This is a genomic window from Leadbettera azotonutricia ZAS-9, assembly GCF_000214355.1.
GTDB lineage: Bacteria > Spirochaetota > Spirochaetia > Treponematales > Breznakiellaceae > Leadbettera > Leadbettera azotonutricia.
Genome location: NC_015577.1, coordinates 1079595 through 1094480, shown reverse-complemented (window position 1 = coordinate 1094480; position 14886 = coordinate 1079595). Strand labels below are relative to the sequence as shown.

General features: G+C 53.0%; 12 protein-coding genes. 9 read left to right on the top strand and 3 right to left on the bottom strand.

The features are described from left to right. Positions 1-118 precede the first annotated feature (118 nt). Complete coding sequence (locus TREAZ_RS04800) at positions 119-1816, top strand: S1C family serine protease (RefSeq protein WP_015710689.1); 1698 nt, start codon at positions 119-121, stop codon at positions 1814-1816. A 71-nt stretch (positions 1817-1887) separates the two neighbouring features. Beyond that, the gene (locus TREAZ_RS04795) at positions 1888-3723 is read left to right on the top strand and encodes a phosphoenolpyruvate carboxykinase (GTP) (protein WP_015710688.1); all 1836 of its coding nucleotides are present in this window, start codon (positions 1888-1890) and stop codon (positions 3721-3723) included. Between the two features lie 114 nt (positions 3724-3837). Here the strand turns inward: TREAZ_RS04795 and TREAZ_RS04790 are convergent, their stop codons facing one another. From TREAZ_RS04790 to ychF, 3 genes are all read right to left on the bottom strand, one after another. After that, the gene (locus tag TREAZ_RS04790; RefSeq protein WP_015710687.1) at positions 3838-4287 is read right to left on the bottom strand and encodes a Crp/Fnr family transcriptional regulator; all 450 of its coding nucleotides are present in this window, start codon (positions 4285-4287) and stop codon (positions 3838-3840) included. Positions 4288-4350: 63 nt separating this feature from the next. Then, the gene (recQ, locus tag TREAZ_RS04785) at positions 4351-6309 is read right to left on the bottom strand and encodes a DNA helicase RecQ (RefSeq protein WP_015710686.1); all 1959 of its coding nucleotides are present in this window, start codon (positions 6307-6309) and stop codon (positions 4351-4353) included. An 8-nt stretch (positions 6310-6317) separates the two neighbouring features. Next, positions 6318-7448: a redox-regulated ATPase YchF gene (gene ychF, locus TREAZ_RS04780; protein WP_015710685.1), complete on the bottom strand. Its 1131-nt coding sequence runs from the start codon at positions 7446-7448 to the stop codon at positions 6318-6320. 24 nt (positions 7449-7472) lie between these two features. On the opposite strand from ychF, the gene TREAZ_RS04775 reads away from it, so the two are divergent. From TREAZ_RS04775 to TREAZ_RS04745, 7 genes are all read left to right on the top strand, one after another. Next, positions 7473-8771 (top strand): MFS transporter, encoded by a 1299-nt coding sequence (locus TREAZ_RS04775; RefSeq protein WP_015710684.1) that lies wholly within the window; start codon positions 7473-7475, stop codon positions 8769-8771. Between the two features lie 9 nt (positions 8772-8780). Further along, positions 8781-10259: a phytoene desaturase family protein gene (locus TREAZ_RS04770; protein ID WP_015710683.1), complete on the top strand. Its 1479-nt coding sequence runs from the start codon at positions 8781-8783 to the stop codon at positions 10257-10259. A gap of 73 nt (positions 10260-10332) precedes the next feature. Further along, positions 10333-11493 (top strand): trans-sulfuration enzyme family protein, encoded by a 1161-nt coding sequence (locus TREAZ_RS04765; protein WP_015710682.1) that lies wholly within the window; start codon positions 10333-10335, stop codon positions 11491-11493. 37 nt (positions 11494-11530) lie between these two features. Then, positions 11531-12730 carry a trans-sulfuration enzyme family protein gene (locus TREAZ_RS04760; RefSeq protein ID WP_015710681.1) on the top strand — a complete coding sequence of 400 codons (1200 nt, stop codon included), beginning with the start codon at positions 11531-11533 and terminating at the stop codon, positions 12728-12730. Beyond that, the gene (locus TREAZ_RS04755) at positions 12727-13158 is read left to right on the top strand and encodes an RrF2 family transcriptional regulator (RefSeq protein ID WP_015710680.1); all 432 of its coding nucleotides are present in this window, start codon (positions 12727-12729) and stop codon (positions 13156-13158) included. The genes TREAZ_RS04760 and TREAZ_RS04755 overlap by 4 nt, the downstream gene beginning before the upstream one ends. Beyond that, the gene (locus TREAZ_RS04750) at positions 13155-13589 is read left to right on the top strand and encodes an RrF2 family transcriptional regulator (RefSeq protein WP_015710679.1); all 435 of its coding nucleotides are present in this window, start codon (positions 13155-13157) and stop codon (positions 13587-13589) included. Before TREAZ_RS04755 ends, TREAZ_RS04750 begins: the two co-directional genes overlap by 4 nt. Before the next feature lie 127 nt (positions 13590-13716). Continuing rightward, on the top strand, positions 13717-14883 hold the full coding sequence (locus tag TREAZ_RS04745) for an ABC transporter substrate-binding protein (RefSeq protein WP_015710678.1): 1167 nt from the start codon (positions 13717-13719) through the stop codon (positions 14881-14883). Positions 14884-14886 lie beyond the last annotated feature (3 nt).

The window sequence follows — 14886 nt, the reverse complement described above, 5'->3', positions numbered from 1 at the left end:
CAAGGGGCGGGGTATTAACCCCCTCGCCACGAATAAATTCAGCCCTTTTTAATTCTAACAGGCTTCCAAAGAAATTAAAAATATAGTCATAATATGTTTATCCTGTCAGGAGGAAAACATGTACCGTAAATTCATTCTTTCTTTGCTATTGGCCTTTGGCAGTGTCTCTTTCGGTTTTGCCCAGGCCGGAGCCTTAAGGGATTATGTGGGACTTATCAGCATACACTACCACAAAGATGTTGTGGACTACATGGGCAAATGGAAAAGTGAATTTGAAAAAAAGGGTTACACCAAAGCTGCCAAAAGTGTTGATGAGTACCTCAAGGGCCTGAGCGGTTCGGGCTTTGCGTATGTGGACGCCGACGGCGCCTGCTATATTATTACCAATAACCATGTAATCAGGCAGTCCGATTCGCTCTCCATCTCCTTTGAAAAACAGGACGGCGCCAAGATCAGCTACGATAATCTCAAAGTGCTTATGGCAGATGAGGAGAATGATATTGCCCTCCTTATGTTTGATGCCGGGGCCAAGCCTTTTAGCCAGGGGCTGGCTTTTAATGAAAAAATTCTGGATGAAGGGGAAGATGTATTTGCCGCAGGTTTTCCCGGTTTGGGAAACACCGCTATATGGCAGTTCAGCAGGGGAACCATCTCGAATGTGAGAGTACGGCTTCCTACGGGAAACGATGATGAGACCATAGGCCCCTTTATTCAGCACACTGCCCAGATTGATCCGGGCAATTCAGGCGGGCCCCTCCTTGTGACTCTTGCGGGAGTTCCCACAGGCTACGCGGTAGCGGGTATCAATACGAGATCTGCTTATGGGAGGCAGGCCGCCAATTATTCCATCCCTCTGGATACGGTAAAAACCTTTCTGCAGGCTGCCTTAAGCAAGGAACCGGCTAACGACAGGGAGGCCATCGAAAAAAGAGTTGCCGGTTTTATAAAAGGTCTCAAGGCAAATCACGCGGTTTATGGCCACATCGCAGAATATCTCACTGCGGCCTGTTCAGCCCAGAACGCTGAATATTCCATGGATGAAATGTGGGACAAGGCCCCTCCCAGCGTGAAGGAAGCCATTATCAATGAATTCGTCTATAACCCTGTGGATGGCATGAGCGCCGGTGTTGCCTGGCTCATTGAAAATTCCATGCGCACCAAATCGGGATCAATGAATGTCAGCCTGGATTCCATTGAATCAAACTATAAGGGCGGGTATACCGTTTCATTCAATGTAAATGACAAAACGGTTAAGTCCGAATGGGTCAAGGAGTATGGAATCTGGCGCATGGATTCTTTCGGAGAGGTAGTGAGCGGCGACAAAACCCTGATAGACGCCAAGCAGAAAAAGCAGGAACAGGACAAGAGGCTCCGTACCGATTACAGCCTGCTCATCTATGTCGGATACACCAAGCTCTTCGATACCGGATCGGCCTTTACTGCCAGCCTGAAGGGCGGGGGCAGCTATGTACTCTACGGCGTAAATATCAACTATGCCCCGGCGCCGCACTATTTCCAGCTGGAGGGTACTCTCGGGTTCTATATCCCCATACGGCTTGGCGCCGTTGCGCTGCTCCCCTTTGCGGACGGCGGATTCGGGTTTGCAAAGATGGATACCCCTGCAACAACTGACAGTTGGGGCTATCAAGTAGATTCAGCCTTTGAAGTACACTTTGACTTCTCTGTTAAGGGTGGCCTGATGTTCACCACAGCGGCGGTTCCCGGACTGTTTGTCCAGGCAGACTTTGGACACAACTGGTTTTTCGGCGCAGGGGGTGAAAACTTCTTTTCAGTCGGCATAGGATACGGATTTTAGCCGCCTATTGGCAAAAATCCCGATTTCTACTATAATTAGGTGTATAGTTACATAAATCTTAAGGAGTTCTCATGAAAGTTCAAGATCTTAAGCATGCGGGTCTCAAAAAGTGGGTCGATGAAGCTGTCGCCCTTATGACCCCCGATTCAGTCGAAGTTTGCGAAGGCGGCCAGTCGGAATACGACCGCATGATCGACATTACCGTAAAAGCGGGACTTGCCACCAAACTGGCAAAGAAGCCCAATTCCTACCTCTTCCGTTCCGACCCCTCGGATGTGGCCCGTGTCGAGAACCGCACCTATATCGCCAGCAAGAGCGAAAGCGATGCCGGCCCTACCAACAACTGGGTTGATCCCGCGAAGCTCAAGGAGACCATGACCGGCCTTTACAAGGGCAGCATGAAGGGGCGCACCATGTACGTCATCCCCTTCTCCATGGGCCCTGTGGGTTCGGACATTGCCAAAATCGGCATCGAGATCACCGATTCCCCCTATGTCGTGGCAAACATGCACATCATGACCCGTGTCGGGACCAAGGTCCTGGATGTTCTGGGGTCCAATGGCTTCTACGTGCCCTGTTACCACTCGGTCGGGAAGCCCCTGGCTGCCGGCGAAAAAGACAACGGCAAGTGGCCCTGCGCCCCCATGGACGACAAGTACATCTCCCACTTCCCCGATACCCGCGAAATCTGGTCCTATGGCTCGGGTTACGGCGGAAACGCTCTGCTCGGCAAGAAGTGCCTGGCCCTCCGTATCGCGTCGGTTCTGGCCCGGGACGAAGGCTGGCTTGCGGAGCACATGCTCATCCTCAAGCTGACCAATCCCTCCGGCGAAGTCAAATACGTTACCGGCGCTTTCCCCTCAGCTTGCGGCAAGACCAACTTGGCCATGCTCATACCTACCCTTCCGGGGTGGAAGGTCGAGACCGTGGGGGATGATATTGCCTGGATGAAGCCTGGCGCCGACGGGCGCCTCTACGCCATTAACCCCGAGGCGGGTTTCTTCGGCGTTGCCCCCGGCACAAACAACGATTCCAACTTTAACGCCATGGAAGCGGCAGCCAAGAATACCATTTTCACCAACTGCGGTCTTACCGAAGACGGCGACATTTGGTGGGAACAGATCGGCCACGGCGCTCCCGGCAAAACCGTCATCGACTGGAAGGGCCAGACCAAGCCTGCCCCCCAGACCGACAAGAGCCCCAAGGGCGAAGAAATCGCCCATCCCAATGCCCGCTTTACCGCCCCTGCAAAGCAGTGCCCCTGTATCGCCAAGGAATGGGAAGATCCCAAAGGGGTGCCTATTTCCGCCTTCCTCTTCGGCGGCCGCCGCCCCTCAACTATTCCCCTGGTGAACCAGGCAAAGAGCTGGATTCATGGCGTGTTCATGGGTTCGATCACAGGTTCGGAAGTTACTGCCGCAGTCATTTCCGACCAGGTAGGCCAGGTACGCCGCGACCCCTTCGCCATGCTGCCCTTCTGCGGTTACCACATGGGCGACTACTTCAAGCATTGGATCAACATTGGAAAGAAAGCCGATGCTGACGGCAAGGCTGACAAGCTTCCCAAGATATTCTTCGTCAACTGGTTCCGCAAGGATGCTGAGGGCAAGTTCATGTGGCCCGGCTACGGCGAAAACAGCCGCGTCCTCGCCTGGGTCTTTGACCGCTGCGACGGCAAGGACAACTGCGTCGAGACCCCCATCGGCAACCTCCCCAAACCCGGCACCATCGATGCCCCCAAAGGCGTCAGCGACGCGGTGATGAAGGAACTCTGTTCCGTGGATATCGAAGGATGGAAGAAAGAAATCGCCGATGTCCGTAAGAACCACTATCCCAAATTCGGCGACAGGATGCCCAAAGAACTCTACGACGAGTTGGACGCCATCGAGAAACGCCTCGGGGTGTAAGAGAATATAAGATTTTCTGCCGTGAAGCCGCACAAAGTTTAAAAAGACTGGGGGTTTTTCTTCTCTTCCTTCGTGCGGCTTTGCGCGCCTTTGGGGTTGGAATTTCTTCTTTGCTTAACTCCACTCCAGGAATGGCGATTCGCTTGCTACTTTTTCGTCCATTTTGCGGAGCCGACGGGAGAGATCCCGGGCAAGATTCATGATGAGCATGGAGAAGATGCTGATGTCGGCTTTGTAAATTTGGTGGAGCGCTTTGTTCGAGATGGATATGGCGGTGGTGGGGAGCATGGCATTGATTGCGGCAACAGAGGGCATAATGTCCAGGACCTCCATCTCGCCAAACTCATCACCTTCCCCGAATTCGTAGAGAATAAGTCCTCCTTTTACCACTGCCACCCTGCCTTCGAGGATAAAGCGGATTCGATCATTGCACACGCCTTCCGCAATAATGCATTCGCCTGGAGCATAGCTTTCATATTCCATAAAAGGAAGGATCTTGCCGATCTGTTCCTTGAGAAGACCGCCGAATAGGGAATAACGCTGAAGGGCTGTTGGTTCTATCATGCTATTAATTATTACCCTGAATTTTGTGGAGGTCAAGAAAAATCTTTAATTGCCGAAAAATCTTTAATTTTCATCAGGTTCCGCATTGGCGGAACAATGTTCCCGTATCAAACTGGTAAAGGGTAGGCCGTATTTCCCTGTCTTTACCTGCCCTACCCCGCTCACCCCGGGGAATTCCTCAAGGGTTTTGGGCAGCTTCCTGCACATGTCCCGCAGGGAAGCGTCGGAAAAAACAATATAGGCGGGGAAGCCTTCTTTGGCGGCAAGCTGTCTGCGCAGCTCTTTGAGTTTTGCGAAGAGGGCTTCGTCAAAGGAGCTTTCCGCAAGGCTTTCTTCAGTTTTTGTGCGTACACCTGCATCCGCGTTTTCCCAGGCCCCGGGCTTTTCCGCCGCCTTTGCTTTTTCCCGGAAAGGGATTTCCCGGGGAGGGGCTTCTTTGGCAAGCATCATCATGAGCGGCTTGCTCCCTTTAAGAAAATCCCCCGCCTTGATTCCCATCTCTATTACCGGATACTCCCCGGCGCTTTGAAGGAGATAGCCTTCTTCGACAAGCCAGTCTAGTATGGCGCGGATTCTATGGGCGGAAGCCTCCCGCATGATCCCCCAGGTGCTGAGGGTATCGAAACCCTGGGAAACTACTTTTTCGCTTCTGCTGCCTTTCAATATATCGATGATCATGACCTTGCCAAAAGCCCTGTTCCGCTGCTTAAGCCTGTATACGCAGGAAATAATTTTTCTGGCTTCGAGGCTGATATCTACCTCGTCGAAAGCAGTGAGGCAGTTGGAACAGTTTCCGCAATAACCCTGTGATTGCTCATCGAAATATGAAAGCAGCCTTTGGCGGAGGCAGCCATTCCCCGTAGCGTAGTAGGTCATTTGCTTGAGGAGTTCAAGGTTGTGCTCTACCAGATCGGGGTTCGATTCATTGCTTTCCTCGTCGCTTCTGGCAATAAGGAACTCGTTTATTTTTACATCCTGTCCGCTGTAAAGAAGTATGCAGTCTGCGGGGGCGCCGTCACGACCCGCCCTTCCTGCTTCCTGGTAATAGCTTTCGATGTTTTTGGGCATGTTGTAGTGAATCACAAAGGAAACATTGGATTTATCAATGCCCATGCCAAGAGCGTTGGTTGCGACGATGATGGGCTTGCGGTCATAGAGAAAGTCATCCTGGTTTTTCTTCCGCTCCGCATCGCCAAGTCCTGCATGGTACCGGGTGACACCGAAGCCCCGCCTTAAGAGAAGATCCCACACTTCTTCCACTGCTTTCCTGGTTGCGCAGTAGATGATGCCGCTTTTATCGGTCCTGGTTTTCAGGCAGTCCAGGAGGGCAGTGTTTTTGTCTTTTGAGGCGCATCCGTTCTTGCCGGGTTTTTGCACTTCAAAATAAAGATTGGGGCGATCAAAACCAGTGGTAATGATGAAAGCGCCCTTGTCATCATTAGTCTCTTTTAAGCGCAAAAGTGTTATTATATCTTCACGCACTTTTGGCGTAGCGGTGGCGGTGAATGCGGCGGTAACCGGCTTGGGCTTTATGCTTTTGATAAAACCCGCGATATCCAGATAGCTCTGCCTGAAATCATGGCCCCACTGGGACAGGCAATGGGCTTCGTCCACCACCACAAGGGGTATGCCCTGCCCTGCCGCAAAACGGGGCAGCTCGGCCCTCTGAAGCCGTTCGGGTGCAATATAGAGGAGCTTGAGTTTTCCTGCAAGGATGCTGTCCATGGTTTCGTTGTATTCAGCAGGGCTGATTGAACTGTTAAGGCAGGCAGCCTGGACGCCTGAATCTTTAAGGCCCTCGACCTGATCTTTCATTAATGAAATAAGGGGGGATATTACGATGGTCAGCCCCGGAAGCATAAGGGCCGGTATCTGATAACAGAGGGACTTGCCCGCCCCGGTGGGCATTATCGCAAGAACATCCCTGCCTGCGAGTACGGCATCTATGGTTTCTTCCTGGCCTGGGCGGAAGGATTTAAAGCCAAAAAAATCTTCCAGTACCTTATGCTTGCTCAGTGCCATAGCTTGTTCTAGACATTGAATTTAAAGAACATCACATCGCCATCCTGGACTATGTACTCCTTGCCTTCGATGCGGTACTTCCCTGCTTCCTTGATCTTCGCTTCGGTTCCGTATTTGACAATATCATCGTAGGAATACACTTCGGCTTTAATAAAGCCCTTTTCAAAATCCGTATGGATGACCCCTGCGGCTTTGGGGGCCGAGTCGCCTGAGTGTATAGTCCATGCCCTGCATTCGTCGGCGCCGGCAGTAAAGAAGGTACGCAAGCCCAGAAGCCGATACACTGAATGGATAAGCGAGGCAAGCCCCGATTCTTTGAGTCCCAATTCTTCGAGGAACGCAAGCTTTTCTTCGAGATCGTCGATGGCTGCAAGCTCAGCCTCGAATTTGCCGCAAATGGCAACGGCTGCTGAATGTTCCGCTTCTGCCCGCTTCTGCACCAGCGCAGTGTAGGGGTTTGCGCCGAGACTGCCTGCTGCCAGGGCTTTCATGCCCGCTTCGTCAACATTGCAGACATAGATCTGGGGTTTTGCGGTGATAAAGTGGCTGTCGTAGATGGCAGCCTTTTCATCGTCAGTCAGATCCACGGAGCGGACGGGCTTGCCGTTTTCGAGGGCCGGCCCGATTTTATCCAGTGCGGAGAGGACTGTTTCGGCTGCCTTTTGTTCAGGCTTGGCCTGCACTTTGAGGGCCCTGTCGGCCCGTTCGCGGCGTTTCTGCAGAGTGTCGAGATCGGCCAGGGCAAGCTCTATGTTGATGGTCTCCATGTCGGACTCGGGATCAACCTTGTTATTCACGTGTATTATGTCCGGGTCGTCGAAACAGCGCACCACCTGGGCATAGACAGAAACTTCCCGTATGTGCGAAAGGAACTGGTTTCCCAGGCCCTCGCCCTTTGACGCGCCTTTGACAAGGCCGGCTATATCGACAAATTCCACTGAGGCAGGAATGGTTTTGGCAGGCTTGAAAAGCTCCGTGAGTTTCGCAAGCCGGGAATCGGGGACATCCACAATGCCGAAGTTGGGATTGATCGTGCAAAAGGGATAATTGGCAGCTTCCGCAGGGGCGGAGCTTAAAGCCGAAAAAATGGTGGACTTCCCTACGTTGGGAAGTCCTACAATACCGCAGTTCAGAGCCATGATTCACTATATCAGCAATTGACAATGAGGTATACTGATCCGGTGAAAGAAAAAGAAAGAGGATTTAGAGGCTATCTGGGGCTGACCATGCTCATTGGGTTTGGTTTTCTCACCATGGGCCTTATGGACCCCCTGTACGATACCTATGTCCCCATGTTCTTAAGACGGTACATCAATTCAAATGCCGCAGTGGGCGGGATCATGACATTGGACAACATACTCCAGCTCTTTCTTATCCCCCTGGTATCCGTCTGGTCCGACCGCACCAGGACGCGCATTGGCAGGCGCATGCCTTTTATCGCGGTGATGCTCCCCATTGCGGGCATACTCTTTGCCCTTATACCGCTGTCGGCGGCATCTTCGCTCTGGGCTTTGATTGTCCTGCTCTTTGTCTTCAACATTTTTAAAACTTCCGTGAGGGGTCCTGTGGTAGCCCTCATGCCCGACACCATACCAGGGGTTTTTCGTTCCGAAGCCAACGGGGTGATCAACATGATGGGCGGCTTCGGCCTCATCATAGGCACATTGATCCTGGCGCCCATGATGAACAGGGACACGGAACTCCCCTTCCTCATTTCCGCCTTTTGCATTTTTGCCGCAGTGGCAGTGCTGCTCCTTTTTGTGCGGGAAAAACTGCCCGAAGGCGAGGCGGAAGAAAACGTGCCCATGCTTGCTTCCATCAGGCAAGCGTTCTCCGGGAATAACGCATCGGTGCCGCGCATACTTATGGCGCTCTTTTTCTGGTTCATGGCTTATGAGGGGCTTAAGCCTTTCCTCGGGCTTTACATGGTGGAATCCCTGAAGGTTTCCGAGGGCAACGCTGCCCTTGCCCAGGGTGTTGCGGGCATTGCAGGGGCCGCCATGGCGATCCCCACAGGCTACATGGCCCACAAAATAGGAAGGCGGAATTACATACGCCACAGCCTTTTTATCCTTACTTTTGTCCTGTGCCTTATCCCTCTTTGCAGTCCTGCGGCGGCCCTTTTGGGGCTGACAGGAAGTTCGGGGGCTCTGGTGTTTTTTCTTTCCCTAATGTTTATTTACGGGGCTGTGTGGATTGGGGTGGTGGTCAATTCCTTCCCCATGCTTTGGCAAATGGCAAGCTTCGGCACCATGGGGATTTACACAGGGCTTTACTACACCTTTAGCCAAAGCGCAGCCATACTCGCGCCGCCTATCACCGGCCTTGTGATAGACATTGCAGGCTATGAGGGCATCTTCATCTTTGCCGCTGTCTGCATGCTCATTGCCTTCTTCGTCATGGGCGGGGTCTCGGCCGGAGAGGCGGGGAGCCCCGCCGAGGCTGAGAGCAAAGGAAATTAAAAGGAACACATGAAAAAAGTTATAATTGTCGGGGCGGGGATTGCGGGGCTGTCGGCGGGCATTTACGCCAGAAAAAGCGGATTCGATGTTACCATTGTTGAATCCCACGCTATTCCAGGGGGGAACTGCACTGCATGGCGGCGGAATGGCTACCTCTTTGAAGGAGGCATGCACTGGCTGAACGGATCAGGGCCTGAAAAGTCCCACAACAAACTCTGGAAGGAGGTGGGCGCCCTTAATGAAGGAACAAAAATTTTTAATACCGATCCCTTTCTGGTCTGCGAATATGACGGAAAGCGGGCAGCCATGCACCGGGATGTAAAAGAGTTTGAGGAGCATCTCTCTGCTGTATCCCCCGAGGATATTCCGCTGATTAAAAAGATGTGCCGTGATATAAGGCGGTTTCGCGGCTTTGGCATTCCGGTGAGGGATATCCCCGGGCTAAAGGTGCGGGAGAAAGCGCCGGGGCTCCGCAAAGTCGCCCTTAAGGCAATTTCCCTGCTGCCCCGCATCATCGCGTTAGGCAGGATTTCTGCGGGGGACTATGCGCGGCGTTTCCGCAGCCCTGCCATCCGGCTGCTCCTGCTGAAAACAGTGAATCCCGGCTATGACGCGCTTTCGCTGTTTTTTATCCTGAGCTGTTTCATGTCCGGGGATGGCGGTTATATAGAGGGAGGTTCCCTTAAACTGATACAGAACATGGCCGACCGCTTTGTCAAGGCGGGGGGGATACTCCGCTGCAACACAAAGGCAAACCGGGTGCTGGTGAAGGACGGCCGGACCGCCGGGGTCGAAACCAAAGACGGGATCATTCCGGCCGATGCGGTGATAGTCGCTGCCGATACCCTGGCCGCGGTGGACACTCTTTTTGAGGCCCCCCTGCACGAAGGCTGGGCGGATATCCTGCGCTGCAGGGAGACAACTCTCATCGTCAACACCTTTATCAGCATAGGGGTCAAGGCGGATCTCTCCAGTTTGCCTGAGACCATGGTGTTTCCCCTGGAAAAGCCCTTCGAATTCGGGGGCTTCACTATCAATCATCTGAACCTGAATAATTACGCCCCATATCCCGAATACGCACCCAAAGGCTGCACGGCAATAACCAGCAGCATCTCTGTCGATACCTATGACTATTGGAAAAACGCCCGGGAACAGGGGGCGTACGATCAGAGAAAGAGGGAACTTTTTGAAGCAGTATTAAGCCGGCTGGAGGAACGGTTCCCCCTGATCAAGGGCAAGGCAGAGACCTGGGATGTAGCCACTCCGCTTACCTACGAGCGTTTCTGCGGAACCTATCACGGTTCCTGGATGACCATTACCCCGCCGGGGCACCGGCGGACCATCTATCCCAGCAAGGCAAAAAAGATCAAGGGCTTGTACTTTGCCGGCCAGCGGATACAGCCGCCAGGCGGAATGCCGGTGGCCTTGATCACCGGACGCAGGGCTGTTCAATACCTCTGCCGCGATTTCGGCGCGGTTTTTGGCTGAACCGGAAATTTAGACTTGCCTTTTTCCCAATTATATCCTACAATTACACTAGGAATAATTTTCTGGGGGATTCATGGATTTTGGGACTTTACTGATACACAACGGCCACGAGGCTGATCCAACAACCGGCGCTTTGGGGGTTACCCTCTACCAGACTTCTACTTTTGATCAGGGGAATGCCTATAAGGACGCTATCGATTCAGGCTCAGTATCCCCCCAGGAGTATGACTATGCCCGTTCCGGGAATCCTACACGCAAGGCCCTGGAAGAAACCATTGCCAGCCTTGAAAGGGGCGCCCGTGGTTTCGCCTTTGGCAGCGGGATAGCGGCAGTTTCTTCGGTTTTGGGAATTTTCAAGGCCGGGGACCACATCGTGGCGGCCGAGGATATCTACGGTGGAAGCTGGCGCATACTCAATACCTTCTATAAAAGATGGGGCCTTGAAATGACCCCTGTGGATGCTTCGGATTCAAAAAATGTGAAAAAGGCAATCAGGCCAAATACAAAGGCGATATTCCTTGAAACCCCCTCGAATCCCCTCCTCAAGATAACGGATCTCAAAGCCTGTTTTACGATTGCAAAGGAAGCTGGGCTTATTTCTATAGTAGACAATACCTTTATGACGCCCCTGCTCCAAAGGCCCATCGAGCTTGGGGCTGACATCGTGATCCACTCAGCCACCAAATTCCTGGGGGGCCACAGCGATGTAATTTCGGGCCTGGCGGTAACGAAAACCGAAGAGCTGGGCAAGCAGGTTTACGCGGTGCAGAACGGCTTCGGCGCTGTGCCGGGGCCCTGGGATGTGTGGCTTGTGATACGGGGGATCAAAACCCTTAAGGTGAGGCTTGAAGCCCAGGAGAAGGGGGCGAAAAAAATCGCTGCCTGGCTTTCTTCCCATAAAAACGTGGAAGCTGTCTATTATCCGGGACTGGAAAATCATCCCGGCAAGCAGGTTAACGACGCCCAGGCATCGGGCGCAGGGGCGGTGTTCTCATTCAAAACCAAAACACTTGAGCAGGCCCGGAAATTCCTGGGCACTGTGAAGCTGGCAGCAGCTGCGGTGAGTCTTGGAGGGGTGGAGACTATAGCTTCGTACCCTGTGGCAATGAGCCATGCTTCCATACCCCAAAACGAACGGGAAAGGCTGGGCATCACCGATACCCTTATCCGTATCTCTGTAGGGCTGGAAAATCCGGACGACCTTATCGCTGATTTTGACGAGGCTTTAGCATGAACACTCATCCGACGAACACGGTGAGGAGGTTCCCCTCATGAAGGACACGAACTGTAAACCTGTAAGAGGCACAGGCAATTCCCGGCCCTTATCCCTGGATACGGTACTGGCACGGGGGGCGGATTTCTTTGAGCCCCAGACCGGCGCTGTCAGCACCCCCATCTACCAGAGCGCCACATTCAGGCACCCGGGTCTTGGGGAAACCACGGGATTCGATTATTCCCGCTGCATCAACCCCACAAGGCAGGAGCTTGAAAAGACCCTTGCCCTGGCTGAACACGGCAAATACTGCCTGGCCTTTGCGACAGGCATGGGGGCTATCTCGGCGGCTATCAAGCTCTACAAGCCCGGGGATCACCTCATTGTGTCCGAGGATCTCTACGGCGGCACGTACCGGCTTTTCAACGATTACTACGGCAGGTACGGTTTTTCTTTTTCATGGGTGGATACGAGCGACTTCAAAAAAGTTGAAGAAGCCCTGCGGCCTGAAACAAAAGCTATCTTTATCGAGACTCCCTCGAACCCCATGATGAAAGTTACGGATATTGCAGCCTGCGCGGAACTCATGCACAGGCGGGGCGGCCATCTCCTGGTGGACAATACCTTCCTTTCCCCCTGGCTGCAAAACCCCCTGGATTGTGGGGCTGACCTGGTGATCCACAGCGGTACCAAATACCTGGGGGGCCATAACGATACCCTTTCGGGCTTCATTGTCCATTCCCGGGACGATCTTGAAGAGGAACTGCGGAATGCCCAGAAAAGCGAGGGCGCCACCCTATCCCCCTTTGATTCATGGCTTGTGCTGCGGGGCATGAAGACCCTCCCCTTGCGCATGGAAAAGCACGAAAAGAATGCCAAAATTCTTGCCCATTGGCTGCGGGGCCACGAAAAAGTGGAGAGGGTTTTCTATACGGGCTTTGAGGATCATCCTCAATACAAGTTGAGTCAAAAGCAGTCCCGGGGCTTTGGAGGCATGATTTCTTTCTATTTAAAGGATATTGCCGATGTGCCCTCCCTGCTCAAGAATGTTTCGCTCATACTCTTTGCAGAAAGCCTGGGGGGCGTGGAATCCCTCATCACCTATCCCCTGGTGCAGACCCACGGCGCCATACCCGAGGCCATGAGGCTTCAGGCGGGGGTTAACGACAGGCTCATGCGCCTCTCGGTGGGCATAGAAGATCCCGATGACCTCGTTGCCGATTTGACAGAAGCGTTTAAAAAAGGAATAAAAAAATGAGAATTTCAACCAAAGGCCGCTATTCGCTTGAAGCCCTCCTCTACATGGCCCTCCTTCCCGAGGGGGAGTACACTTCCACCAGGGCAATTGCAGAAAACACCGGGCTTTCTGACGGGTATCTGGAGCAGCTCTTCATACCCCTGCGAAAAGCGGGCATAGTCCAGGGCATAAGGGGACCCCAGGGGGGCTACCTTCCCGGCAGGGCGCCCCAAAAAATCACTGTTGGGGAGATACTCCGGACAGTTGAGGGCGCCCTCGAACCGGTTGATTGCGTTAAATCCAAATTGTGCCCCATGGCAAAGGACTGCATGAGCCAGCACACCTGGGCTGAACTCTACAAAGAGATCAACGACTGCGTGGATGCCGTCACCCTGGCGGACTTAGCCAAGGCGTATGAAACCCTGGATCAAGTGGAGTATGCTATATGAAAATCTCAACCCGGGGGCGTTACGGCATCAGGCTTTTGATAGATCTGGCCGAACACAGCAGTGAACCCCATGTTTCCCTTGCAAGCGTAGCCGAACGGCAGAAAATATCCATACGCTACCTGGAACAAGTGGCGGTCATACTCCGCAGGGCGGGGCTTATACGCTCCGTCAAGGGAGCCTCGGGGGGTTATGCCCTTGCCAAAAGCCCCCAGGATATCATCATAGGGGAAGCCCTCAGGATGCTTGAGGGGGATATGCTGGTTGTAGATCCTCCCCTGCCGGGAGCAAAAGAGACCAAGCTCCAACGCTGCATACGCACCACAATCTTTGATCGCCTTAACGAACGTATAGCGAATGTTATAGACCGCAAGAACCTTGCTTCGGTAATTGGAACTGTAGACCCGGATGAATCCTATATGTACTTTATCTAGGTGCATAAATATACACGTTTTTGGCAAAATATACAGAATTTATCTCAAATTTGTATAAACATACTTGCCAAACTTCCTCTTTTTCACTATGATAGGTTATCAATCATTTTTGAAAAAGGAGAAAAAAATGAAAAAGGTATTGATTGCAGGATGTCTTCTCCTGTTGTCCCTGTCCATGGTAATGGCGGGCGGCGGCAGCGATCAGACTATTAAAATCGGTCTCAATATCCCTCTCACCGGGGACTCGCCAAAAGTCGGCGAGGGCGCCAAGTACGCTTCCGAAATTGTTCAGAAAGAGCTAGAGGCTGCAGGCGGCCTGGATGTAAAAGGAAAAAAATACAAAGTCCAGTTCGTCATTGTAGACAACGAGCTCAAGGCTGACTCGGCTGTGCAGGCTGCCCTCCGTCTCGTAGTGCAAGATCAGGTTCTGGCAGTCATGGGCCCCTGTGGTTCAGGACGCGCCATTCCTGCGGGCCAGGTGAACAATGAAAATCGTACCCCCATGGTCAGCCCCTGGGCCACAAACCCTGCGGTTACCCTGAACAGGCCCTACGTGTTCCGCGCCTGTATCCTGGATCCTGTCCAGGCTCCTGCGGCAGTAAATTTTGCCGGAAGCCAGTTCCCCCAGGCCAAGAAAACCGCCATCCTCTATAACCTGGATGACGACTATTCCAAAACCCTGGCTGAACTCTTCAGGGACAGCTGGACCAAATCCAATGGTTCAGGTTCTGTAGTAGCCTTCGAAAGCTTCGGCCAGAAGGATCAGGATTTCTCGGTACAGCTCACCAGGATCATCAATGCCGGCGCAGACCTCCTCTACCTGCCCGACTACTACAACCACGTAGCCCTCATCATTCCCCAGGCCAAGGATCTCGGCTGGGGCAACAAGCCCATACTGGGAAGCGATTCCTGGGGTTCCGCTGATCTCGTCTCGTTGAGCAACGGCGCTGTAAAAGGCTACTATTTCACCACCCACTATGCCGCTGCTGGCGCTGTAGGCGCAACCAAGGCCTTCATCGACAAGTACAAGGCTGCTTATGGCTATACTCCGGACGATGTAGCCGCCCTTTCCTATGATTCCATCCACATCATACTTCAGGCCATTCAGACTGCGGGTATTACCGGCAATCTCCAGACCGATCGCGACGGCATCAAAAACGCCATTGCCACAATGAAGAATTTTGACGGCATTACCGGAAAGATGACCTTCGACGCCAACGGCGATCCCGAAAAACCAGCAGTGGTTGTACGGGTAAACGACGCGGGCGAATTCGAATATGTAACCAGCATGTAGTGT

Bases quoted from the DNA above. Each gene is read 5' to 3' on its own strand.
- TREAZ_RS04800 (WP_015710689.1), top strand. From the start codon at position 119: ATGTACCGTAAATTCATTCTTTCTTTGCTATTGGCCTTTGGCAGTGTC.
- TREAZ_RS04795 (WP_015710688.1), top strand. From the start codon at position 1,888: ATGAAAGTTCAAGATCTTAAGCATGCGGGTCTCAAAAAGTGGGTCGAT.
- TREAZ_RS04790 (WP_015710687.1), bottom strand. From the start codon at position 4,287: ATGATAGAACCAACAGCCCTTCAGCGTTATTCCCTATTCGGCGGTCTT.
- recQ (WP_015710686.1), bottom strand. From the start codon at position 6,309: ATGGCACTGAGCAAGCATAAGGTACTGGAAGATTTTTTTGGCTTTAAA.
- ychF (WP_015710685.1), bottom strand. From the start codon at position 7,448: ATGGCTCTGAACTGCGGTATTGTAGGACTTCCCAACGTAGGGAAGTCC.
- TREAZ_RS04775 (WP_015710684.1), top strand. From the start codon at position 7,473: ATGAGGTATACTGATCCGGTGAAAGAAAAAGAAAGAGGATTTAGAGGC.
- TREAZ_RS04770 (WP_015710683.1), top strand. From the start codon at position 8,781: ATGAAAAAAGTTATAATTGTCGGGGCGGGGATTGCGGGGCTGTCGGCG.
- TREAZ_RS04765 (WP_015710682.1), top strand. From the start codon at position 10,333: ATGGATTTTGGGACTTTACTGATACACAACGGCCACGAGGCTGATCCA.
- TREAZ_RS04760 (WP_015710681.1), top strand. From the start codon at position 11,531: ATGAAGGACACGAACTGTAAACCTGTAAGAGGCACAGGCAATTCCCGG.
- TREAZ_RS04755 (WP_015710680.1), top strand. From the start codon at position 12,727: ATGAGAATTTCAACCAAAGGCCGCTATTCGCTTGAAGCCCTCCTCTAC.
- TREAZ_RS04750 (WP_015710679.1), top strand. From the start codon at position 13,155: ATGAAAATCTCAACCCGGGGGCGTTACGGCATCAGGCTTTTGATAGAT.
- TREAZ_RS04745 (WP_015710678.1), top strand. From the start codon at position 13,717: ATGAAAAAGGTATTGATTGCAGGATGTCTTCTCCTGTTGTCCCTGTCC.